Here is a 20,231-nt window from a genome sequence, read left to right as displayed (position 1 = left end):
TGGGCTGGCCGCCGCCGCCGCGGCCCAGCCAGCGGCCCGGCGCAGCGCGCGCAATCCGCAGGCCGAGGCCTTCGTCGAAGTCCAGGCCCAGAAGGTGCTGTCGGTCCTGGCCGACCGCAGCCTGAGCGTGGCGCAGAAGCAGCAGGCCTTCCGCCGCCTGATCGACCAGATCGCCGACGTGCCGAAGATCACCAACTTCGTGCTGGGCAAGTACGCGCGCACCATCACCCCAGCCGAGCGGGCGCGGTTCAACCCGGTGTTCCGGGCCTATGCCGAGAACGTCTATCAGAGCCGGATCTCCGAGTTCCGGGGCGAGACCCTGAAGGTCACGGGCTCGGTGGCCCGGACGCCGGGGGACGTGGTGGTGGCGAGCCTGGTGCTGGGGGGCGGCCGCGACCCGATCCCGGTGTCCTGGCGGGTGCTGGGCGGCGGCGTGGCCTGGAAGGTCGTCGACGTCCAGATCCGGGGGGTCTGGCTGGCCATCACCCAGCAGCAGGACTTCGTCTCCACCATCGACAACGCCGGCGGCGACATCAGCGTGCTCATCGCCCAGCTTCAGCGCAACTCCAGGACTTGAAGGCCAGCCGTGCGGGGACAATGGGCGGAAACCTTGATGGGCGTGCTGGTGCTGGGCCTGGCCGCGGCGTTCCTGGTCTATGGCCTGTGGGCCGGCGGCGGCGGGCTGACCCCGGGGGGATACGAGGTCACCGCCAAGTTCGGCGAGGTCGGCTCTCTGACGCCCGGCGCGACCGTGAGCGTCGCCGGGGTCAAGATCGGCACGGTCTCGAAGGTCACCCTGGAGCCGGACACCTACCTGGCCAAGGTGGAGCTGGCCATCGACCCCAAGGTCCGGCTGCCCGCCGATTCCACCGCAAAGATCACCAGCGACAGCCTGCTTGGCGGCGTGCATGTCGCCATCGGGGCCGGCGGAGCGGCTGAGGACCTCAAGCCCGGCGGGGAGATCGAGAACACCCAGGGCGCCGTGGACCTGTTTGGCCTGATCGGTCAGGTGGTGCGGCCGCCCGCCCCGGCGCCGGAGAGCCAGTGACATGGCGCCCGCCGCGGCCTTGATCCCAGTGCGGGCCGTCGGACGCCTGGCGCTGCTCTGCCTGCAGACGGTGGGGGCGGTGACCCTGTTCGCCCTGCGCAGCCTGCGGGCCATCGCACTGGGGCCTTGGTTCCCCGGTCAGATCCTGCGCCAGCTGGCCGTGATCGGCTTCTTCTCCCTGCCGGTGGTCGGGCTGACGGCGGTGTTCACGGGCGCGGCCCTGGCGCTGAACATCTACACCGGCGGCGGACGGTTCAACGCCGAGCAGATCATGCCGCAGATCGTCGCCCTGGGGATCACCCGAGAACTTGGTCCGGTGCTGGCCGCCCTGATGCTGGCCGGCCGCGTCTCGGCCACCATCGCCGCGGAGATCGGGGCCATGCGCACCACCGAGCAGATCGACGCGATGAGGACCCTGTCCACCGACCCCTTCGGCTACCTCGTGGCGCCGCGGATCGTGGCCGCGGTGGTCGCCCTGCCGCTCCTCACCGTGGTGGCCGACATCATCGGGATCGGGGGGGGATGGGCCGTCGCGGTCGGGTTCCTGGACTTCAATCCCACCGTCTATATCCGCGCCACGGTGGACTTCGTGGAGGCCGGCGACGTGGGCACCGGCCTGCTGAAGGCCATGGTGTTCGGGCTCATCGTCGCCCTGATGGGCTGCTATCACGGCTACCGCGCCACCGGCGGGGCGCGGGGGGTCGGGCGGGCCACCACCGACGCCGTGGTCTCGGCCGCGATCCTGATCTTCGCCTCCGACTACCTGCTCACCACCCTGTTCACCCGCCGATGAGTGGCGCGCGGCCCAAGCTGGAATGGCGCAACGTCACCAAGCGGTTCGGGGACGTCACCGTCCTGGACCGGCTGAATCTCAGCGTCGAGACCGGGCGCTCGATGGTGATCATCGGCGGTTCAGGGCAGGGCAAGTCGGTGATGCTCAAGCTGGCGCTCGGCCTCGTGGCGCCCGACGGGGGGCGGGTCGTGCTGGACGGCCGGGGGCTTCCGGGGTTTGGCGGCCGGCTGCAGCGGCGGCTGCTGGCCCGCTCAGGCGTGCTGTTCCAGAGCGCGGCGCTGTTCGACAGCCTGACGGTCTGGGAGAACGTCGCCTTCCGGCTGATCAACGCCGACGGCGTGTCGCGCAAGGCCGCCAGGATCCGGGCGCTTGACGCCCTGGCCAGGGTGCGCCTCGAGGAGGCCGTCGCCGATGTCTTCCCGTCGGAGCTTTCGGGTGGGATGCAGAAGCGCGTCGGGCTGGCCCGCGCCATCGCCGCCGATCCGGAGGTGCTGTTCTTCGATGAGCCGACCACCGGCCTGGACCCGGTCACCGCCGCGGTGATCAACGACCTGATCGTCGACCAGGTGAGGCGGCTGGGCTGCACCGCGGTGTCGATCACCCACGATCTCGCCTCGGCCCGCAGGATCGGCGACCAGATCGCCATGCTGCACGACGGGCAGATCGTCTGGCAGGGCGCCCCCGGGGAGCTAGACCAGACGAGCAACCCCCATGTCCGGGCCTTTGTCGCCGGGTAGGCTGGGCTATTCCGCGGCCTTCGCCATCGCCATGGCCTCCTGCCCGAACACCCGGGCGAAGATCACGTCGACGTTCTTGAAGTGGTAGCCGAGGTCGAAGAGGTCGCGGATCTCGGCTTCGGAGAGGGTGACGGTCTCGTCGGCCAGCAGCAGGTCGATGAACAGGCCTTCGCCGCGCCAGACCTTCATGGCCGCGCCCTGGACCGAGGCGTAGGCGGTCTCGCGGGCGACGCCCTTCTGGGTCAGGGCCAGCATGACGCGCTGGGAGTGAACCAGGCCGCCGAGCCGGTCCATGTTCTTGAGCATGTTCTCCGGATAGATCACCAGCCGCTCCACCACGCCGGCCAGGCGGCGCAGGGCGAAGTCCAGGTGGACGGTGGCGTCCGGGGCGATGCCGCGCTCGACCGACGAGTGGCTGATGTCGCGCTCGTGCCAGAGGGTGACGTTCTCCATGGCCGGCACGACGGCCGAGCGGATCAGGCGGGCGAGGCCCGTCAGGTTCTCGGTGAGGATCGGGTTGCGCTTGTGCGGCATGGCGCTGGACCCCTTCTGACCGACCTCGAAGGGCTCCTCGGCCTCCAGCACCTCAGTGCGCTGCAAGTGGCGGATTTCGGTGGCCAGGCGCTCGATGGAGGAGGCGACGACGCCGAGGGCGGCGAAATAGGCGGCGTGGCGGTCGCGCGGGATCACCTGGGTGGAGACCGGTTCGACCGCCAGGCCCAGCTGCTCGGCGACGTGGGCCTCAACCTCAGGCGCGACATTGGCGAAGGTGCCGACCGCGCCGGAGATGGCGCAGGTGGCGATCTCGAACTTGGCCATCGCCAGCCGCTCCTTGGCGCGCTGGAACTCGGCGTAGTGGCCGGCGAGCTTGAGGCCGAAGGTGGTGGGCTCGGCGTGGATGGCGTGGCTGCGGCCGACGGTCGGCGTCAGGCGGTGCTCGAAGGCGCGGCGCTTCAGGGCGGTCAGCACCATGTCCACGTCGTCGATCAGCAGGTCGGTGGCGCGGCTGAGCTGGACGGCGAGCGCCGTGTCGTTGACGTCGGAGCTGGTCATGCCCTGGTGCAGGAAGCGGGCTTCCGGGCCGACGATCTCGGTGACGTGGGTCAGGAAGGCGATGACGTCGTGCTTCACCTCGCGCTCGATCTCGTCGATGCGGTCAGCGTCCCAGATGGCGTCGCGGCCCTTTTCCCAGATGGTCTGGGCGGCCAGCTTGGGGATGACCCCCAGCTCGGCCATCTTGTCGGCGGCGTGGGCCTCGATCTCGAACATGATCTTGAAACGGGTCTGGGGCGACCAGATGTCAGCGGCTTCCTTGCGGGCGTAGCGGGGGATCATGCGAGGGCTCCTTACGGCCCGGTGGATAGCGCCACCGGGCCGATTTCGCCACCCCGGATGTGCCGTTTAAGCCGCTTCGCCGCGGTCGGTGCGGGCCTTGGCCAGCGCCTTGGTGAGGCCGATGGAGCCCAGCAGGTAGTGGAAGGCGGCCCAGAGGTAGAAGCAGATGGAGACGATGACGCCCGAGCGGGTGGCCTCCACCAGGCTGGCCTTGCACTGGCCGACGAGGGCGAGGCTGGCCCCGTCGGGCGCCTTGCCGCCCGGGCAGGCGGTGGCGAAGCTGACGGCCCCCAGGTCGCCGCCGAACAGGCCGCCGAGGCCCGCGAGCGTCCCGCCCGCGCCGAGGTGGTTGAAGTTGAACTGGGCGAACTGGTCGATGATCCAGCCGGTGAAGGGCGGGCCGCCGCCGAGCGCCAGCAGGTTGAGGAAGAAGAACAGCAGGGCCGTGGCCGTGGCCCGGCGGTGGGTCGGCACCATGTTCTGCACCACCCCGAAGGTGGGGCCCAGATAGGTGTAGTGGAAGATGCCCGGGATCAGCAGGATCAGGGCCGCGGTCTGCCATGAGGGCTGCAGATAGGCCGCGACATAGATGGGCGTGGCGATGGCCAGGCCGATGGCCGGCGTCAGGGCGTACCAGCGCGGCGAGCGCTTGCTGAGACGGTCGGTGATGAAGCCCCCCAGCAGGGTGCCGATGCCGGCGGAGAAGCCTCCCACCAGGCCGGTGATCAGCCCGACCTGGGCGTAGTCCAGGCCAAAGGCGCGGGTGAAGTAGGGCGGCACGAACTGGCCCGAGCCGTAGGAGCCGAAGGAGGCGATGGTGACGCCCAGCACCATGTGCAGGACCGGCCACTTGCCAAACAGGGTGGCCGAGACGGCGGCCAGTTCCTTGAACTCGCCGGCCAGGGAGAATTTGGGAGCCGGCGGCGCGACATCCTCGGGCGAGGCCGGCGCCTGTTCAGGCTCGGAATGGCCGCGCGGCGGCTCCTTGATCACCATTTTCATGATGATGGCGATGATGATGCCCGGCGCGCCGACGATCAGGAAGGCGATGCGCCAGGAGAAGTTCTGCGCCAGCCAGCCGCCGGCCACGGCGCCCAGCATGGTGCCGAGCGGGATGCCGAAGGAATAGATGGAGAGCGCGCTCGCCCGCCGCTTGGGCTCGTAATAGTCGCTGATCAGGGAGTGGGCGGGCGGGGAGAGGCCCGCCTCGCCGAACCCGACGCCGAAGCGGTAGGCGGCCAGCTGGGCGAAGCTGGTGGCCGTCCCGCAGAGCGCGGTGAAGCCCGACCAGATCAGGATGGCGGCGGAGATGATGTTGACGCGGTTGAACCGTTCGGCGAGGCGGGCGATCGGGATGCCCAGCAGGGTGTAGAGCAGGGCGAAATAGAGCCCCCCCAACAGGCCGAGCTGGGTGTCGGTGATCTTCAGGTCATCCTTGATGGCCTGGCCGATGGTGGAGATGATGGTCCGGTCGATGAAGTTGAGCGTGTAGGCCGTGACCAGCAGGCCCAGCACCACGCCCTTATAGCTGTCCGAATAGACCGGCTTGCCGCCGGCGTCCGCCGCCGCAGTCATACGCACATCCCCCCATGCACTCTCTGGCGCGGACTTTAGGCGGAGCCGGTGGGGAAGGGGAAGGGGCCCGACAGGTTCCCGACCGACATCGGTGGTGTGCGGGTGACCAACCCCGACGGGGGCGGGTGTTCCGGCCTCGCGCCAGGGAGAGCTGGTTGCTCTGGCTGAGCTTGGACTGCAAAGTTCGTCGCCTCGGAACGATCGTGCCCTGACTACCGGTCAACCGCGACCTGCGCCGCCGGGGCAGTCTGGGAGCTTGAGCACATCATCCAGGACCACGACGTCACGTGCCGCTTGGTTGGCGGGGCCGATGAGCGCCCCCGCGCGGGCGTCTGCGAGGTCCGCTACGACGCCTGCTACGGGGTCAGCTGCAAACCGTACTGGAGAGATCTCTCCCAGGAACTCATCGAGGCTGGAGTGGTCATCCAAAATCGCGACGAAAGCGCGGGACGCTACGATGCGACGGAAGATGCGGCCCGGCGTGGCGGCACAGGCCTGTGCCGCCAAATCCCGCCGTCTAGGGAGTAAGGCTGCTGGCGGCGCCTCGCAGGCCACATCCCGCCACTCGCCAGACTTCAGCGAACCCGGCGGCATCGATCCCGTCGTCTATTTCGACGGCGACGGGTCCAGCCTCGGGCCTGAGGTAGATGAACCGAAGAGGCATCCCGCGGCGCTGCGCATCCACCAGCCCACAGAGCGCCCTGCCATTGCCCCCCAAGCTGAGGGACGGGGCGTAGAGTTCACGGTTATAGGGCTCGGCGGCCAAGGCTCGGCGCACTTCGGACACCAGAGCTGCCGGAACAGGCTGCTCATTGGACAGCATCGCCGCCGAGGCCCCGAGATGGGAAAACCCAGCCATCGCCGTCGCCGCAATCAACACCCGCAGATTTCGTACCATCAGCAAGCCCCATCGGCGGCCGCAAAGACCATAAGAGCCACCCAGGCGGCGGTCAGACCCCGCAAACGCAGGCTCGTGACTCTCATCCCCCTTGTCGCGCAACATCCCCGACTTGCAAGCCAGGGCCGCCATAATAGTTTGAGGCTCGCTGCCTTGCTCACCAATGAGCCGAAGAATGAAACCAGACACAATGCTGGACGTGGGCGGCCTCACTCTCGAAGAGGAGCTGGCCTACGTTCGGCTGTGTGGGGCGAGAGGGCCCGAACACCGCCAGCGGAGGAATTGGGCGCTGACCCTGCTCATGATCACCGGCGCTCTATTGTGCTGTTTCGCGGCGGTCGGGGCTGTGCGGGACGCGTCTGGGCTGAGCGCGGGAACCGCGGTGCTGGCTGGCCTCGCGGCCGTCATTCTCAATCGTGGCATCAGGCCCAACGCGGCGCCCCCGCTCGAAATCGCCGACCTGGACATGGCGGCCCAGCTCGATGCTGCGCTCACTGACTTCCTCGATGGCGCGCGAGTGGGCGCCAGCCAGATCAAGGCTCTGCGCCAGGGCGGAACACTGCTTGCCGCCGCTCTTGGTGCGCTGGTGTTTGATGTGTTGCGCTGAGCCGCGTCACCCAGGCGACATCTCCGCGGGTCAATAAGTCGGGTATCGGACAGACGGGCGGTCAGGGTTGGTGGTGTGGTGTCGCTTCCCCCAGGGATATCCCCCGTGCCCGCCTACATCTTCTATCCCTATCTCGCCGGCGGTTCCGGCCTGACGTTCGAAGCCGTCGAGCTTACGGATGACGCGGCGGCCATGAGCAAGGGGCTGCAGATCCTGGCCGAGCATGGCAGCGCCGCCGAGGTCGAGATCTGGCGCGACGATGAGTTGATCCATCGCGAACGGCGGGAAGCCGGCGGCGGGCCGCTGGCGACTTGAGCCCAGGCCTCAGGCCGCGACCTTCAGCAGGCGGTCGAAGCGGATCTTGCCGAGGCCGTAGCACTCGCAGGCCTCCCGTTCGAGCCCGGCCCGGTCGAGGATGGTGATGGCCCCGCGCCGGTAGTCGATCAGGCCTTCGCGCTTGAAGGCGCTGGCCACCAGGGTGACGGTGGTGCGCTGCACGCCGAGCATGATCGCCAGATACTCCTGGGTCAGGGGCACGACGGGCCCCGACACCCGGTCCTGGGTCATCAGCAGCCATCGCGCCAGGCGTTGGCCGGCCTCATGCAGGGCGTTGCAGGCCACCGACTGCTGGGCCTGGCTGATATTGGCCTCGATGTGCCGCAGCAGCAGGTGCAGGAGCGGCGCGCTCTGGAACGCCCGGTCGCGCAGCTGGGCGGCCGGCAGGCGGATGGCGCCGCCCGCGACCTGGGCGAAGACGCGGCTGGAGCTGGGCTCGCCGCTCAACGCCGAGGGCAGGCCGCTGACGCTCTCAAACCCTATGGTGGCGCTTTCCACGCTGCGTCCGTCCCGGGTGGGGGTGACCACCGAGACCACGGCGCTGGAGGGGAAGAAGATCGCCTCGATGGGCTGATCGACGTCGTGCAGCACCTCGCCCGCGGACAGGGCGGTTTCGGTCAGAAAGGGGCCAAGCACGGCCATGTCTTCGGGCTCTAAGGCGGACAGAAGATAGTTTCTAAAATTCACTGAGGTCCAGACCAATCGGTCAACTAAAAACATCGCAACGGGTCGAGTGTGTCACAGATAACGCAGCGCGTGAGCATATAATTGTTCGACCGTATTTACGGAATGTATTTCGAAAAACAGAAAAAGCCGATGTAGGTGGTAGTAAGTATTTTCGAATACGCACTATGTGCTGTTCAATACATGAAATGATAGATTTCCGACTTTGGGTCTAGGCGCCTGTCCTTTTTGGCCCCCTCGAAGTCACGCGAGGCCGGTCGATCAATCTTTGAAGGAACGTGGTCCCTGTGGGGGATGGCCTGGCCGCTGGGGTACGTCACACAGCAAACCGCCCCAGACGATGCTGGGGCGGCGCGATCTCATCAGTCGTGTGAAGGGCAGGCGCGCCGCGCGCGGGAAAGCGCGCGCGGCGGCCGGATCAGTTGGCTTGGGCCGGGGCCAGCTCAGCCATCAGTTCTTTCTTCCGGGCGGCCATGCGCTCGCCCATTTCGTCGAGGTCTTCGTCGCCCTTCTTGGCTTGCGAGAACATCCCGCCGGGCTCTTCCTCTTCCTTGACGTGGTGCTTGATGTATTCGCCCAGCACCTTGACCTTGGCGTCGTAGAACTGGTCGGACGGCTTCATCGCCTCGATCTCGGCGATCAGCTTCTTGGCGCTGTCGTGTTCGACATAGGCCTCATCCATGAGGTCGTCTTCCACGTCGCCGCGCTCTTCCGGATAGAAGATTTCCTCCTCGATCTGGGTGTGGACCTTGAGCGCCAGGGCGATCTTGTTGAACAGGGCCAGCTTCTCGGCGTCCTTTTCCAGCTGCTCGTACTCGTCGAACATGGCGTCCACCTCGCGGTGGTCCTTCTTGAGCAGGCTGATGGCCAGCGGATCGCGGCGGTTTGTGCGGCGCGTGCGGCGCGGCGCAGTCTTCTTGGAAGCGGTCTTCGTGGCCGTGTCGGCCTTCGCGGCAGTCGCCATAACGTCCCTCGTTCATCTGAATTTGCGGGCGCTGTCGCCCTGAGTCGGAAAACAACCTGGCGCTGGCGGAGTTCCGGCGGATATCCGACAGACGGTCACGAATTGCAGCGCTTGCGAACCGGTCGCGAAAACGCCCGCGGCGCACGAGGCGCGCGGGCGTTCCTGTCCGTGTGGCGACTTCAACGGGCGTTGTTGGCGCCCTGGCTGTTGCCGGGTTCGATGGCGCCGGTCTCGACGCCGGTTCCGAGGCCCGTGCCGGTCTTGGACTGCTCACCGCCGTTGGTGTTGGTGTTCTCGTCCTGACGCTGTTGCTGGCTCGGGGCCGGGTGTTGCGGGGTGGCGCTCTGGTCCTGCGGGGTGCGGTTCTCGGCCATGGGATGCTCCTGTGTGTGGCGTACCGCCTATCAACAGGGAGACCGGGCCAGGTGTTCCGACGGTGGCGCTAGGCCTCGCGGCGCACCGGCAGTTCGGCGAGGGGCGCTTCGTAGGCGAAATAGCGCCAGGTGCCGACCAGGGCCTGGGTGCGGTCGTGGATCAGGACGCGGGCGTCACGGCCGGCGGCGGCCAGGCGCTCGGCCAGGGCCTTGGCCTTCTCCTCGGCCTTGGCGCCGGAGAGGAACATCAAGGGCGTGTCATCGAAGGGGGAGTGCACCCTCCAGCCGCCCTCCACCGGGACGACCAAGATGCTGTGGTCTGCGTCTGATGTCGGCATGGCGGCTCTCCTCAGGCGTACTATACCCGGAATGGTGACGCGGTAATCAGACGCCACGCCTGGTCACGCAGCTTTGAGCAACTGCCCGATCCGGCAGGTGTCAACGATTGGGCCCCCTAGGCGTTCCTGGCCATCAGCCCGCCATCGACCGGGATCGTGACGCCGGTGAGGTAGCTGGCGGCGGGTAGGCAGAGGCTCAGCGTCATGTGGGCGACCTCGTCTGGGAGGCCATAGCGGCCCAGGGCCGTGCGGCGCTTGGCATAGGCCTGGCGCGCCTCGTCGGGTATGGCGTCGGTCATGCCGGTGAGGATGGGCCCGGGGCAGATGCAGTTGACGGTGATCGCCTCGCGGCCAAGCTCGACGGCGAGAGCCCGGGTCAGGCCGGTGACCCCGGCCTTGGCCGCCGCATAGGCGCTGTCGCGGGCGGTCGCGCCCAGGGCCTCTGTCGAGGCGATATTGACGATGCGCGGCGCCGCGGACTTGCGAAGGTGGGGCAGAGCCGCGCGGATCACTCGGTGGTGCGAGGTCAAGAGGACGGAAATCGAGCGCTCCCAGACCGCCTCGTAGGTGTCGTCGTCGATGGCCGCGAAGCCGGAGATCCCGGCATTGTTGACCAGGCAGTCGAGGCCGCCAAAGCGTGTGGCGATCTCATCGACCACCTGGATGATGCGGGCGGGATCGGAGACGTCCAGGGCCCAGGCGCGCGCCGACTGACCCTGGGCGGTGATGGCGTCAGCGACGCCTTGGCCGGCCTGGCCATCGCGGTCGGTGACGGCCACGTGGGCGCCCTCAGCGGCGAAGACCCGGGCGGTGGCCGCCCCCATGCCGCCGCCGGCCCCGGTGATGAGGACGACGGAACCCTGGACCGAGCGGCTCAACGACATCTGGAAATCCTTCAGGAGAGCGAGAGGCCGCCGTCGACGATCAGGGTCTGGCCATTGACGTAGGAGGCCAGGGGCGAGGCGAGGAACAGGGCTGCGCCCGCCATGTCGTCTGGCGTGCCCATGCGGCCGGCGGGGATGGCCCGCAGCGCGCCGGCCAGGCGGTCCGGGTTCTGGGTGGTGACGGCGGTAAGCTTGGTGGCCACCAGACCCGGCGCCAAGCCGTTCACCCGGATGCCGTCGCGGGCCCAGGCCTCACCCAGGGTCTTGGTCAGGCTGACGGCGCCGGCCTTGGAGGCGGCATAGGCCGGGTTGCCGCGGTTGGACTGGAAGCCCGACACCGAGCTGACGATGATGATCGACCCCTTGGCCGCCGCCAGCCGGTCGTGGAAGGCGTTGGAGCAGTCCATCAGGCTGTCCAGATTGACCGCCATGACCTGGTCCCAACCCTCGGGCGCGAACTCCCCGCGCCGGTAGATGACCGTGCCCTGGCAAAGCACCAGGACGTCGAGGGCCGACAGATCCGGCGCCTGGACGGCGATGGCGGCGCGATCGGAGACATCGACGCTGGCATAGGTGAGCCCTGCGAGGTCGGAGCCTTCGACGCCGTCATAGTCGCTGGCCTTGGCCCGGGTGCCCCAGACATGAACCTGGGCGCCACGGCGGGCGAAGCCGTGGGCGATCCCGTTGCCGATGCCGCTGGACCCACCCACCACGAGGACAGTCTGGCCGGTGAAGTCGAGATCGGACATGGCGGGCTCCCTGTCAGGAGATCAGACGCGTCTATCCCTGCGTCAGGCAACGACTTTTCCTCCTCTGTGAAGGGGAGCGGAAAAGTCAGATGGCCGGCGGTTCAGGCTGACAGATTCTGGATTTGGGTGGCGGTGAAGGCGTTGACCTGGGCCGGGCTCATGGCCGCCACCAGGGTCGTGGAGAGCTGGCGCACCTGGGTGACGGTGAGCCTGGGGATCTGGGTCGCCTCGAAGGCGGCGACCTGGGTGGTGGTCAGGGCGCCGATCAGGGTGGTGCTGAGGGCGGCGATCTGGGCGCCGGGCAGGGCCGCGATCTGGGTCGCGGTGAAGGCCTCGAACTGGGGCGGCTCAAGGGCCGAGAGCTGGCTGGCGGTCAGGCCGGCGATCTGGGTCGCCGCCAGGGTTCCAAACTGGGTGGCCGAGAGGCCGAAGAGATTGGTGGGGGTCAGGGCGCCCACCTGGCCGGCCGTCAGCCTCACGAGCTGGGTGGCGGTCAGTTCGCCGAAGTCGGTGGCGCTGAGGCTACGGATATTGGCTGCGCTGACGCCCTGGATCTGGGTGGCTGACAGGCCGGCGACCTGGGTCTGCGTCAGGGCTGAGAAGTTGGTGGCGGTCAGGCCCGCGATCTGGGTGGCCGCCAGGGCGCCAAGCCGCGTCTCGTCCAGGGAGGCCAGGGTGGCCGGGCCGATGGCGTTGATCTGGACGCTGGTCATGGCGCCGAGCTGGGTGAGGTCGAACTCGCCGATGTCGGTGGCCGAGAGACCGCCGATCTGGGTGGCGGTCAGGGCCCGCACCTGGCTGGTGGTGAGGCCGGTGATCTGGGTGGCGTCGAGGGACGAGAGATTGGTCGAGGACAGGCCGGCCAATTGGGCGGGGGCCAGGTCGTCGATCTGGGTCGGGCTGAAGCGGCTAAAGTCGGTGGCCGACAGGCCTCCCAGGGCCGCGGCGCTGATGCCGCGGAGCTGGGTGGTGGAGAGCCAGCCGATCTGGGTGTCGTTGAGCGCCGCGACCCCGGAGGCCGACAGGCCGCCGAGCTGCAGGGCGCTGAGCCCCTCGAACTGGGTGTCGAACAGGGCCGGCAGGGCGCTGGCCGAGAGCGAGCCGAACTGGCCAGGCGTGAAGCCCTGGATCTGGGTGGCGGTGAACTCGCGCACATCGGTGGCGGTCAGCGCGCGGACCTGGAAGGCGGTGAGGCCCTGGAGCTGGGTGTTGCTGAGCTGCTGGACCACCGTGGCGTTCAGGGCGCCGATATTGGTGGCCGACAGGGCGCCGATCTGGGCGGCGGTGAGGCTGACGATCTGGGTCGGGGTGAAGCGGGCGAAGTCGGCCGCCTCCAGGCCGCCGAGCTGGCTGGCGGTCAGGCCCCTGATCCTGGCCGGGTCCAGGGCCGCGAACTGGGTGGCCGAGAGCGAGGTCAGGTTGGTGACGGAAAGGCCGCCGATCTGGCTGGCGGTGAGGGCGGCGATCTGGGTGGTGGCGAGCTCGGCGAAGTCGGTCGTCGAGAGGCTGGCCATCTGGGTGGCGGTGAAGCCCGCCGTCTGGGTGGTGGCCAGGCCCTGGATCTCGGTCTCGTCCAGGCTGGCCAGGTTGGTGCTCGAGAGCGCGCCGAGCTGAGCGGCGGTGAGGGCGCCGATCTGGCCCGAGGTGAACTTGTCGAAGTCGGCGGCTTCCAGGCCGCGCACCTGGGTGGCGGTGAGGCCCTTGACCTGGGTGGTGGTCAGGGCCGCGACCTGGGTGGCGTCGAAGGCGGCGAGAGCCGTGTTGGTGAGGCCGGAGATCTGGGTCGACGACAGGGCCGCGATGACGCTGGGCGCCAGGGCTGAGAGATTGGTGGCGGCGATGGCGCCGACCTGGCTGGCCGATAGCGCGCCCACCTGGGTGGCGGTCAGCTTCCCGAGAGTCGTGGCGTCCAGGTCGCGCAGCTGCAGGGTGTTGAGGCCCTTCACCTGGGTGGTGGAGAGGGAGGCCATCTCGGTGGCGTCGAACTGGGCCAGGTGGGTGGTGGCCAGGACCCCGATCTGGGTGGCGGTGAAGCCCCCGAGCTGGGTCAGGTTGAACTCGTCGATATCGGCGGCGCTGAGGCCCTTGATCTGGCTGGTGGTGAGACCCTTGACCTGGGTGGCCGACAGGGCGCCGATCTGCGTGGCGGTGAGGCCCGAGAGGTTGGTGGCCGAGAGGCCGGCGAGCTGGGTCCCGGCCAGGGCGGCCAGGCGCGTGGTGTCCAGGGCGCCGAGCTGGCTGGAGCTGAGTCCGCCCAGCTGGCTGGCGTTCAGGGCGGTGAGCTGGGCGGTGTCGAACACCACCGCGCTGGAGAAGTGGGCGATCTGGGTCGCCTTCAGGCCCTTGACCTGGCTGGCCGACAGGGCCGCGACCTGGGTCACCGAGAGGGTCCCGATCCCGGTCACGCTGAGGGCGCCCACCTGGGTCGAGGTGAGCTGCTGCATCTTCGTGGTCGAGAGCGGCTGCAAGACCGTCGCCGAGAGGGCGGAAATCTGCGCAGCCGAGAGGTACGAGATCGGCATGACGCCGAGCGTAGAGGTTCACGCTTAAGCGATGATCAACCGCCGGGCGATTTCTTGCGCAGAACAGCCAGTCCAGGTGGTGAGCTCTTCCTCCCCCGGTGAACGGGGGAGGAAGGAACAGGCCTCAGCTCACCAGGTCGCGCACCATGGTCTTGCGGGCGATCCAGAAGATGGCGGCGCTGATCAGGGTGAACAGCGAGGTCAGGACCATGGACCAGCGCAGGCCCTCGGCCGCGCCAAGACCTCCCAGGGTGGCCAGGGCGTCGCTGAGCAGGCCGACGAACAGGGGGCCGAACCCCAGACCGATCAGGTTCAGCACCAGGAGCAGCAGGGCCGCCGCCGTGGCCCGCGTGTGGGCGGGCACCACGCTCTGAGCGGTGGCGAACACCGGGCCGTACCAGAGGGAGCCGAGGATGCTGGGGATGATGGTCAGCCAGAGCGCCGTCATCGGATTTTCGACGGTGTAGATGAAGTAGTAGGAGGGCAGGGCCAGGACCGCGGCCAGGGCCGGGACCACGGCGTAGCCGCGGGCGTCCCGGCGCGCGGCGATGTCGGCGAACCAGCCCCCCAGCAGGGTGCCGACGATACCGGCCGCGCCGCCGATGAGACCCAGGGCCAGGCCCAGGAAGCCGGCGGACTTCAGGCCATAGGGCGCGGCCAGCAGGGCCAGCTCATCCCCGTGCAGGCGCATGAAGAAGGCGGCGTTGAAGGCGCCCTGGCCATAGCCCACGAAGGCCATCAGCCCGGCGGCCACCGCCATCAGCCAGAAGGTGGGCTTGCCCCCCAGCACCTTGAAGGCGACCGACAGCGGCGGTGCGGCCTCGGCCTGGCTGGTGGCGAGCGCCGACATGTATTTGCGGGGCTCCTTGAGGCAGAAGCCGGCCACCAGGGCCAGGGCGAGGCCCGGCGCGCCGGCCACATAGAAGGCCACGCGCCAGCCATAGGCGTCGGCGATCAGACCGCCCATCACCAGGCCCAGCAGGGTGCCGATGGGGATGCCCAGGGAATAGGTGGCCAGGGCTGAGGCGCGCTTCTCCTTGGGGGTGTAGTCGGCGATCAGGGAATGGGCGCAGGGGTTGCAGCCGGCCTCGCCGAAGCCGACCCCCATGCGGGCGATCAGCATCTGCGGGAAGGTCTGGGCCCGGCCGCTCAGCACGGTGAAGCCGCTCCACAGCGCCATGGAGGCCGCGATGATCCAGGGCCGCGAGAACCGCTCTGCCAGGCGGGCGATGGGAATGCCCAGGGTCGTATAGAAGAGCGCGAAAGCCAGGCCCGTCAGCATGCCCAGCTGCCAGTCGGCGAGGCCAAGGTCCTTCTTGATGGGCTCGGCCAGGATCGAGACCACCTGCCGGTCGAGGAACGACAGGATGTAGGCGCCCAGCAGGATGGTCAGGGCGAAGGCGCGGTAGCGGGCGTTGAAGGGGGAAGCCTCCTCCGCGGCAGGCACGGCGGGCGTGGCGGCGTCGACCATGGTCTTGGGCTCCCTGACTTCTTTATCGTTGGTGTCAGGTTGGCTCAGTTGAGGTCCGTGCGCCACCGCCGCTTGACCTGTCGGCCCGGGACGCCTCGAAGTGACGCACCCCTTGGACGCTTCGCGCGTTCAGCTTGCCTGATCACCACAGGGACCCTCATGGCCGCTTACCGCCTCCTGTTCGCAACGGGCGCCTCCGTTCTCGCGCTGGCCGCCTGCAATCCGCAAGCCCCGCCGACACCGCCTGCCCAGTTCCCGGCTAGTGTTCCCGAGGCCCCGGCCCCCGCGCCCAGTCCAGTTCCAACGCAGGATCCCAACGCGCCGGTCGAGGCCCCGGCGCCTGGCACGCCCGCCGGCCTGGCCGACGACCGCACCCCGATCTCCGAAGCCCCCTTCACCCCGCAGAGCGCCCAGGGCGCGGCCGATGTGGTGCAGACCTATTTCGCCCTGATCGGCGAGAAGAAGTACGCAGACGCCTGGGCCCTGTGGGGCGACGGCGGCAAGGCCAGCGGCATGAGCCAGGCCGATTTCGTCGCCAGCTTCGACAAGTATTCCCAGTACTCTGGAAATGTCGGCGCGCCGGGCCAGATCGAGGGGGCGGCGGGGTCGTCCTATGTCGAGGTCCCGGCCATCGCCTTTGGCCGGCTCAAGACCGGCGCCCCGTTCAACCTCAAGGGTCCGATCACCCTGAAGCGCGTCAACGACGTGCCTGGCGCCTCGGCCGAGCAGCGCAAGTGGCGCATTCAGACCAGCGGTCTGAAGCCGGTGCGGCCGTGATCGCCTGGGCGCGGAACGGGGTGAGCAGAAGCGCGCCGCACTGAGCTGGGTGTCGGCGCAATCGCCTCCTGACGCGCCAGCCACTGTCAATCGTTGCGCGACGGGCTCAGCGGTCATCCGAAGCCTGTCGAAGACCCCTAAGGTCCAATATCCAAGACCGTACGGCGCGGCCCGCCGTCCTGACGAAGGACTAAGCCATGCGCACCAATCCCTGGATGAAGCTGACGATGGACACCTGGATCCTGGGTATGGAGGCGTCCTCGGTGATCGGCCTGCGCGCCCTGAAGATGGCCGCCGGAGGACCGGCCGCTCAGACCGAGGCGGCCCTGATGATCGACGAGAAGATCGCCTCGACCCTGGCCCTGCAGATGCGGGCCGCGACGGGAGGCTTGGGGACCACGCCCCACGGGGCGGCGTCCAGGACGGTGGCGCACTATCGCCGCAAGGTGCGGGCCAACCGTCGCCGTTTGTCGAAGATCTAGAACGGTGAGGGCCTCCTCCCGATGGGAAGAGGCCCTGTTCGCTTAGCGCCTGCGGACGAGGCCCAGCAGGAAGAGCAGCAGGATCGCGCCGAGGGTGGCGATGACCAGGCTGCCGATGACGCCGCCGAAGTTGATCCCCATGACGCCGGCGAGGAAGCCGCCCAGCAGGGCGCCGACCACGCCCACGATGAGGTTGGTCAGCAGGCCATGACTGCGGCCCATGACCTTCTCCGCGATCCAGCCGGCCAGGATGCCGATGATGATCGCGCCGATAATTCCTACGCCGCTCATGATGTTAGCCCTCTCTGATTTCGTGACGGGGTGGAAACGCAGAGCGAAGGCCAAGGTTCAGTCGCGCTTGCATCACCGCCCGCGAGGTGACAGGCGAGCGGCATGAATAGCAACCAAGCCCTGGTCCTTGGCCTGTGGCGGCGCATCCGCCGCCGCATCGCCCGAACCGGCCTGAGCCTCGACATGGTGGCGGCCGGCGAGGCCGAGCTGACCACCGTCGAAGCTGACCTTCCGGCCTATCTGTGGGTCTATCGCGAGGTGCTGGGGCCATGGCTGGCCTCGGCCGCCGCGGCGGGCGACCTGGCTGACCAGCTGGTCCGCTGGCTGCATCGCCACAACCAGTTCCTCTACGCCACGGCGCAGACCCGCGCCGAGCTTGGCCAGGTCTATGCTCAGGCCCTGGCCGACACTGCCGAGCTGCTGGACGAGGCGCGGTCCCAGCAGGAGGTCGAGGACGGCCTGCCGCAACTGCTGGCCGAGCACCACCAGCGGCTGGCCCTGGCCCTGAAGGTGGCCTTCGGGGCGCGGCTGCGCGACACGGTGCAGGCGGAGTATTCGCCCGCCCTGCAGATTGCGGTGCTGGGCCTGGACCGGGTTGAGACCCCCGTGCTCGACGTGGGTTGCGGGGCCACCGCCGCCCTGGTGGACTACCTGCGCAACGCCGGGATCGAGGGCGTCGGCATGGACCGCGACGCCCAGGCGCCGGGGGTGGTCCAGGCCGACTGGCTGACCCAGGACTATGGGCGGGGTATCTGGGGGACGGTCATCTCCCATCTCGGCTTCTCCCTGCACTTCCTGCATCACCACCTGTCGGACCACGAACTGGCCTTCGACTACGCCCGGGCCTACATGCGGATTCTTGCGTCGCTGAGGGTCGGCGGCCGGTTCGCCTACGCCCCGGCCCTGCCGTTCCTGGAGGCGGTGCTGGGAGACAACTACCGCGTCGAGAGCCGCACCTTCGACGGCTACGGCGGCGGCCTGCCCATCGAGAGTTCGACGGTGGTGACGCGGCTCGCCTAGACCGCCGCGGAGGTCATCACCGGGGCGCCGTCCAGGGTGTCTGCGATGGCGGCGAGCGCGCGCTCGATCTGGGCGCGGGAGGCCGGGCCGCCCAGGCCGATGCGGACGGCTTCCGGCGGACCGGCCACCGTGGCGAAGGCGTCGGAGACCACCACCCCCATGCCGCTGGCGCGCAGCTGGATGGCGAACTCGCCGCGCGTCCAGCCCGTGGGCAGGGTCAGCCACAGATGGAAGCCGTCAGGATGGGCGGTGGAGCTGCCGACCGGCAGCAGGCGGGCGGCCAGGCGCTGGCGGGCGCGGGCCTCGGCGCGGATGGCGTCGCGCACCTGGTGGGCCACGCCGCTGGTGATCCAGGCGGTGGCGATGGCGGCGGTCAGCGGGGAGGCCATGGCGGCGGTGGCGCGGATCGCGGCGCGCACGCGGGCGCCCGACCGGCCGTCGGGCGCGATGAGGTAGGCGATGCGCAGGGCCGGGGAGACGTGCTTGGCCAGGCCCGCGATATGGAAGGTCAGCTCCGGAGCCAGGGCGGCCAGCGGCGGCGGGCTGTCCTGCGGCAGCAGTCCGTAGGCGTCGTCCTCGACGATGGGCACGGCGTGGGCGCGGGCGATGCCGACCAGGGCCTCGCGGCGGGCCAGGGACATCGTGGCCGTCGTCGGGTTTTGCAGGGTGGGCGTGCAGCACAAGGCCTTGACCGCGTGGTCGCGGCAGGCCGCCGCGAAGGCCTCGGGCAGGACCCCTTCGGCGTCCATGGCCAGGCCGATGACGGTGAGGCGGAGCTGGGCCGCCAGCGCCTTCAGTCCCGGATAGGTCAGGGCCTCGGCGCAGATGATCTCGCCGGGCGCCGCGAGCGTGCCGATCACCGCCAGCAGGGCGCTCTGGGCGCCGGGACAGACGGTGACCCGCTCAGGATCCAGACCCGGGAGCCGGTCCCGCAGCCAGAGCGCGCCGGCCTCCCGGTCGGCCAGGGCCCCGCCGGCTTCCTGGTAGCGTAGCAGCAGGTCGAGACCCGTCGCCTGGAGTTCGCCGGCCTCGCGCCACATGCGGGCGGTCAGCGCGGCGTCCTCGAAGTGGGGCGGCAGGTTCATGCTGAGATCCACCGGGCCCGCGCGGGGGGCGGGGAGCTCTGCGGCGCGGACATAGGTGCCCTGGCCGACCCGGCCCTCCACCAGGCCCCGGCGGCGCGCCTCGGCATAGGCGCGGCTGACGGTGGTGAAGTCGATGCCCAGATGCTGGGCCAGGGTCCGCTGCGGCGGCAGGCGCTCGCCAGGGGCCAGCCGGCCCGCCGCGAGGTCAGCGGCGATGGCCTCGGCGATCGCCAGATAGACCGGCCCCGCCGCACGGCCAAGGTCGGGGCGCCAGCTATCGCTCATGGAAGTCTCCATACATTTAGATATTGTATGGTTCATAGCGGGGGCCCGCAAGAGTTGGCTCACAGCGGTGCTTTGGTGTGACGACGCCCGCCTCGATGCATGCAATATCTATTGAGTGGAGATTGATGGCGCCCTATATTCCTCTTGCGCCCAGAAGGGACGCGACCTTTGAGGGAACAAGCGACATGGACGCCAAGCGGTCGGCCGGCGAAGGCTTCAAACGGGGCCTGCAACGCCGCTGTCCCAATTGCGGCGAGGGCGCTCTGTTCCGTGGCTATCTCGCGGTGCGGTCCACCTGTGAGGCGTGCGGCCACGACAACGGCGCCTATCGCGCCGACGACGGCCCGGCCTATTTCACGATCATGCTGGTGGGCCACCTGGTGGTCGCGCCGTTGCTCTGCTTCCCGTTCATCTGGCAGGCGCCAGTGGCCTTCGTTCTGCCCTTCACCCTCTCCCTGGTGGCCGCCACCACCCTGGCGCTGCTGCCGGTGGTGAAGGGGGCCTTCATCGGGGTACAGTGGAGCGCCCGGGCGACAGCGACCCAGTAGTCGCGGCCGGGCCTGGAGACTTTGATGGCCCGACCTGTCCTGATTCTCGCAGCCCTGCTGGGCGGCGCCCTGATCGCCGCACAGGCCTCAGCGCAGGACGCGGCCACCGACGCCTCGGCCGACCGGGGCCGGGACCTGGTGCTGAAGCACTGCAGCCGCTGCCATTCCCTGGCGGCGACCGGGCCGAGTTCCGAGCCCTCCGCGCCACCGTTCCGCGACCTGCACAAGAGATATCCCGTCGAGAACCTGGGGGAGGCCCTGGCCGAAGGTATCCTGGTGGGACACCCGCAGATGCCGGAGTTCAGGTTCGGGCCCGACGATGTCACCGCCGTGATCGACTACCTCAACCGCATCCAGTCGGGGACCGCCAAGCCAAACCCCTGACCCCAAAATGCGCATAACCGTTTGTTTGTCTCTCGGTGGATAGA

General features: G+C 69.0%; 24 protein-coding genes. 11 read left to right on the top strand and 13 right to left on the bottom strand.

The genetic code is table 11. The annotated features are described in order from the left end of the window. From OCL97_RS06490 to OCL97_RS06475, 4 genes are all read left to right on the top strand, one after another. On the top strand, positions 1–577 hold a 577-nt coding region (locus tag OCL97_RS06490; RefSeq protein ID WP_377368666.1), incomplete at its 5' end, for an MlaC/ttg2D family ABC transporter substrate-binding protein. Positions 578–586: 9 nt separating this feature from the next. Further along, on the top strand, positions 587–1,048 hold the full coding sequence (gene mlaD / locus OCL97_RS06485; protein WP_377368664.1) for an outer membrane lipid asymmetry maintenance protein MlaD: 462 nt from the start codon (positions 587–589) through the stop codon (positions 1,046–1,048). A 1-nt stretch (position 1,049) separates the two neighbouring features. Then, positions 1,050–1,841 (top strand): MlaE family ABC transporter permease, encoded by a 792-nt coding sequence (locus tag OCL97_RS06480; RefSeq protein ID WP_377368662.1) that lies wholly within the window; start codon positions 1,050–1,052, stop codon positions 1,839–1,841. Next, entirely contained in the window at positions 1,838–2,578 is a 741-nt protein-coding gene (locus OCL97_RS06475; protein ID WP_377368660.1) for an ABC transporter ATP-binding protein, read from the top strand. Before OCL97_RS06480 ends, OCL97_RS06475 begins: the two co-directional genes overlap by 4 nt. Positions 2,579–2,584: 6 nt before the next feature. On the opposite strand, the gene purB is transcribed toward OCL97_RS06475, so the two are convergent. The 3 genes from purB to OCL97_RS06460 all read right to left on the bottom strand — a co-directional run bounded on the left by purB (position 2,585) and on the right by OCL97_RS06460 (position 6,386). Continuing rightward, positions 2,585–3,913, bottom strand: a complete 1,329-nt coding sequence (gene purB, locus OCL97_RS06470; protein ID WP_305336769.1) for an adenylosuccinate lyase — start codon at positions 3,911–3,913, stop codon at positions 2,585–2,587. 66 nt (positions 3,914–3,979) lie between these two features. Further along, a complete protein-coding gene (locus OCL97_RS06465; protein ID WP_377368658.1) occupies positions 3,980–5,488 on the bottom strand; it encodes a spinster family MFS transporter in 1,509 nt (502 codons plus the stop codon). 517 nt (positions 5,489–6,005) lie between these two features. Next, a complete protein-coding gene (locus tag OCL97_RS06460; protein WP_377368656.1) occupies positions 6,006–6,386 on the bottom strand; it encodes a hypothetical protein in 381 nt (126 codons plus the stop codon). 175 nt (positions 6,387–6,561) lie between these two features. Between OCL97_RS06460 and OCL97_RS06455 the strand changes: the two genes are divergently transcribed. Both OCL97_RS06455 and OCL97_RS06450 read left to right on the top strand, forming a co-directional pair. Then, positions 6,562–6,993, top strand: coding sequence for a hypothetical protein (locus tag OCL97_RS06455; RefSeq protein ID WP_377368654.1), 432 nt, complete (start codon positions 6,562–6,564; stop codon positions 6,991–6,993). A gap of 105 nt (positions 6,994–7,098) precedes the next feature. Then, positions 7,099–7,308 (top strand): hypothetical protein, encoded by a 210-nt coding sequence (locus OCL97_RS06450; protein ID WP_377368652.1) that lies wholly within the window; start codon positions 7,099–7,101, stop codon positions 7,306–7,308. A 9-nt stretch (positions 7,309–7,317) separates the two neighbouring features. Here the strand turns inward: OCL97_RS06450 and OCL97_RS06445 are convergent, their stop codons facing one another. From OCL97_RS06445 to OCL97_RS06410, 8 genes are all read right to left on the bottom strand, one after another. After that, positions 7,318–7,971 carry a Crp/Fnr family transcriptional regulator gene (locus OCL97_RS06445; protein ID WP_377368650.1) on the bottom strand — a complete coding sequence of 218 codons (654 nt, stop codon included), beginning with the start codon at positions 7,969–7,971 and terminating at the stop codon, positions 7,318–7,320. Between the two features lie 460 nt (positions 7,972–8,431). Next, entirely contained in the window at positions 8,432–8,977 is a 546-nt protein-coding gene (locus tag OCL97_RS06440; protein WP_377368648.1) for a hemerythrin domain-containing protein, read from the bottom strand. Positions 8,978–9,156: 179 nt separating this feature from the next. Beyond that, a complete protein-coding gene (locus tag OCL97_RS06435; protein ID WP_377368646.1) occupies positions 9,157–9,351 on the bottom strand; it encodes a hypothetical protein in 195 nt (64 codons plus the stop codon). A 68-nt stretch (positions 9,352–9,419) separates the two neighbouring features. Beyond that, entirely contained in the window at positions 9,420–9,689 is a 270-nt protein-coding gene (locus OCL97_RS06430; RefSeq protein WP_377368644.1) for a hypothetical protein, read from the bottom strand. A gap of 116 nt (positions 9,690–9,805) precedes the next feature. Beyond that, complete coding sequence (locus tag OCL97_RS06425; RefSeq protein ID WP_377368642.1) at positions 9,806–10,573, bottom strand: SDR family NAD(P)-dependent oxidoreductase; 768 nt, start codon at positions 10,571–10,573, stop codon at positions 9,806–9,808. 11 nt (positions 10,574–10,584) lie between these two features. Next, on the bottom strand, positions 10,585–11,322 hold the full coding sequence (locus tag OCL97_RS06420) for an SDR family NAD(P)-dependent oxidoreductase (protein WP_377368640.1): 738 nt from the start codon (positions 11,320–11,322) through the stop codon (positions 10,585–10,587). 101 nt (positions 11,323–11,423) lie between these two features. Next, entirely contained in the window at positions 11,424–13,844 is a 2,421-nt protein-coding gene (locus OCL97_RS06415; protein ID WP_377368638.1) for a beta strand repeat-containing protein, read from the bottom strand. Between the two features lie 124 nt (positions 13,845–13,968). Beyond that, positions 13,969–15,315 carry a spinster family MFS transporter gene (locus tag OCL97_RS06410; protein ID WP_304782318.1) on the bottom strand — a complete coding sequence of 449 codons (1,347 nt, stop codon included), beginning with the start codon at positions 15,313–15,315 and terminating at the stop codon, positions 13,969–13,971. 159 nt (positions 15,316–15,474) lie between these two features. On the opposite strand from OCL97_RS06410, the gene OCL97_RS06405 reads away from it, so the two are divergent. Next, positions 15,475–16,092 (top strand): hypothetical protein, encoded by a 618-nt coding sequence (locus tag OCL97_RS06405; protein WP_377368636.1) that lies wholly within the window; start codon positions 15,475–15,477, stop codon positions 16,090–16,092. 197 nt (positions 16,093–16,289) lie between these two features. After that, positions 16,290–16,574: a hypothetical protein gene (locus OCL97_RS06400; RefSeq protein WP_377368634.1), complete on the top strand. Its 285-nt coding sequence runs from the start codon at positions 16,290–16,292 to the stop codon at positions 16,572–16,574. 42 nt (positions 16,575–16,616) lie between these two features. Here the strand turns inward: OCL97_RS06400 and OCL97_RS06395 are convergent, their stop codons facing one another. Next, on the bottom strand, positions 16,617–16,865 hold the full coding sequence (locus tag OCL97_RS06395) for a GlsB/YeaQ/YmgE family stress response membrane protein (RefSeq protein ID WP_304782323.1): 249 nt from the start codon (positions 16,863–16,865) through the stop codon (positions 16,617–16,619). 102 nt (positions 16,866–16,967) lie between these two features. On the opposite strand from OCL97_RS06395, the gene OCL97_RS06390 reads away from it, so the two are divergent. After that, positions 16,968–17,885, top strand: coding sequence for a class I SAM-dependent methyltransferase (locus tag OCL97_RS06390; protein WP_377368632.1), 918 nt, complete (start codon positions 16,968–16,970; stop codon positions 17,883–17,885). On the opposite strand, the gene OCL97_RS06385 is transcribed toward OCL97_RS06390, so the two are convergent. Then, positions 17,882–19,255 carry an aminotransferase-like domain-containing protein gene (locus tag OCL97_RS06385; RefSeq protein ID WP_377368630.1) on the bottom strand — a complete coding sequence of 458 codons (1,374 nt, stop codon included), beginning with the start codon at positions 19,253–19,255 and terminating at the stop codon, positions 17,882–17,884. The genes OCL97_RS06390 and OCL97_RS06385 overlap by 4 nt on opposite strands. A gap of 185 nt (positions 19,256–19,440) precedes the next feature. On the opposite strand from OCL97_RS06385, the gene OCL97_RS06380 reads away from it, so the two are divergent. Both OCL97_RS06380 and OCL97_RS06375 read left to right on the top strand, forming a co-directional pair. Next, complete coding sequence (locus OCL97_RS06380) at positions 19,441–19,803, top strand: DUF983 domain-containing protein (RefSeq protein ID WP_304782331.1); 363 nt, start codon at positions 19,441–19,443, stop codon at positions 19,801–19,803. Between the two features lie 24 nt (positions 19,804–19,827). Then, positions 19,828–20,187 (top strand): c-type cytochrome, encoded by a 360-nt coding sequence (locus OCL97_RS06375; RefSeq protein ID WP_377368628.1) that lies wholly within the window; start codon positions 19,828–19,830, stop codon positions 20,185–20,187. The last annotated feature ends 44 nt before the right edge of the window (positions 20,188–20,231 follow it).

Source organism: Phenylobacterium ferrooxidans (genome assembly GCF_042714595.1).
Classification (GTDB): Bacteria; Pseudomonadota; Alphaproteobacteria; order Caulobacterales; family Caulobacteraceae; genus Phenylobacterium; species Phenylobacterium ferrooxidans.
The sequence above is the reverse complement of the archived record's forward strand: the minus strand, read 5'-3'. Positions and strand labels throughout refer to the sequence as shown.

Bases quoted from the DNA above. Each gene is read 5' to 3' on its own strand.
- OCL97_RS06420 (WP_377368640.1), bottom strand. From the start codon at position 11,322: ATGTCCGATCTCGACTTCACCGGCCAGACTGTCCTCGTGGTGGGTGGG.
- OCL97_RS06460 (WP_377368656.1), bottom strand. From the start codon at position 6,386: ATGGTACGAAATCTGCGGGTGTTGATTGCGGCGACGGCGATGGCTGGG.
- OCL97_RS06385 (WP_377368630.1), bottom strand. From the start codon at position 19,255: ATGAGCGATAGCTGGCGCCCCGACCTTGGCCGTGCGGCGGGGCCGGTC.
- OCL97_RS06400 (WP_377368634.1), top strand. From the start codon at position 16,290: ATGCGCACCAATCCCTGGATGAAGCTGACGATGGACACCTGGATCCTG.
- OCL97_RS06415 (WP_377368638.1), bottom strand. From the start codon at position 13,844: ATGCCGATCTCGTACCTCTCGGCTGCGCAGATTTCCGCCCTCTCGGCG.
- OCL97_RS06440 (WP_377368648.1), bottom strand. From the start codon at position 8,977: ATGGCGACTGCCGCGAAGGCCGACACGGCCACGAAGACCGCTTCCAAG.
- OCL97_RS06410 (WP_304782318.1), bottom strand. From the start codon at position 15,315: ATGGTCGACGCCGCCACGCCCGCCGTGCCTGCCGCGGAGGAGGCTTCC.
- OCL97_RS06445 (WP_377368650.1), bottom strand. From the start codon at position 7,971: ATGGCCGTGCTTGGCCCCTTTCTGACCGAAACCGCCCTGTCCGCGGGC.
- OCL97_RS06375 (WP_377368628.1), top strand. From the start codon at position 19,828: ATGGCCCGACCTGTCCTGATTCTCGCAGCCCTGCTGGGCGGCGCCCTG.
- OCL97_RS06395 (WP_304782323.1), bottom strand. From the start codon at position 16,865: ATGAGCGGCGTAGGAATTATCGGCGCGATCATCATCGGCATCCTGGCC.
- purB (WP_305336769.1), bottom strand. From the start codon at position 3,913: ATGATCCCCCGCTACGCCCGCAAGGAAGCCGCTGACATCTGGTCGCCC.
- OCL97_RS06475 (WP_377368660.1), top strand. From the start codon at position 1,838: ATGAGTGGCGCGCGGCCCAAGCTGGAATGGCGCAACGTCACCAAGCGG.
- OCL97_RS06430 (WP_377368644.1), bottom strand. From the start codon at position 9,689: ATGCCGACATCAGACGCAGACCACAGCATCTTGGTCGTCCCGGTGGAG.
- OCL97_RS06455 (WP_377368654.1), top strand. From the start codon at position 6,562: ATGAAACCAGACACAATGCTGGACGTGGGCGGCCTCACTCTCGAAGAG.
- OCL97_RS06380 (WP_304782331.1), top strand. From the start codon at position 19,441: ATGGACGCCAAGCGGTCGGCCGGCGAAGGCTTCAAACGGGGCCTGCAA.
- OCL97_RS06435 (WP_377368646.1), bottom strand. From the start codon at position 9,351: ATGGCCGAGAACCGCACCCCGCAGGACCAGAGCGCCACCCCGCAACAC.
- OCL97_RS06480 (WP_377368662.1), top strand. From the start codon at position 1,050: ATGGCGCCCGCCGCGGCCTTGATCCCAGTGCGGGCCGTCGGACGCCTG.
- OCL97_RS06405 (WP_377368636.1), top strand. From the start codon at position 15,475: ATGGCCGCTTACCGCCTCCTGTTCGCAACGGGCGCCTCCGTTCTCGCG.
- OCL97_RS06425 (WP_377368642.1), bottom strand. From the start codon at position 10,573: ATGTCGTTGAGCCGCTCGGTCCAGGGTTCCGTCGTCCTCATCACCGGG.
- OCL97_RS06390 (WP_377368632.1), top strand. From the start codon at position 16,968: ATGAATAGCAACCAAGCCCTGGTCCTTGGCCTGTGGCGGCGCATCCGC.
- OCL97_RS06465 (WP_377368658.1), bottom strand. From the start codon at position 5,488: ATGACTGCGGCGGCGGACGCCGGCGGCAAGCCGGTCTATTCGGACAGC.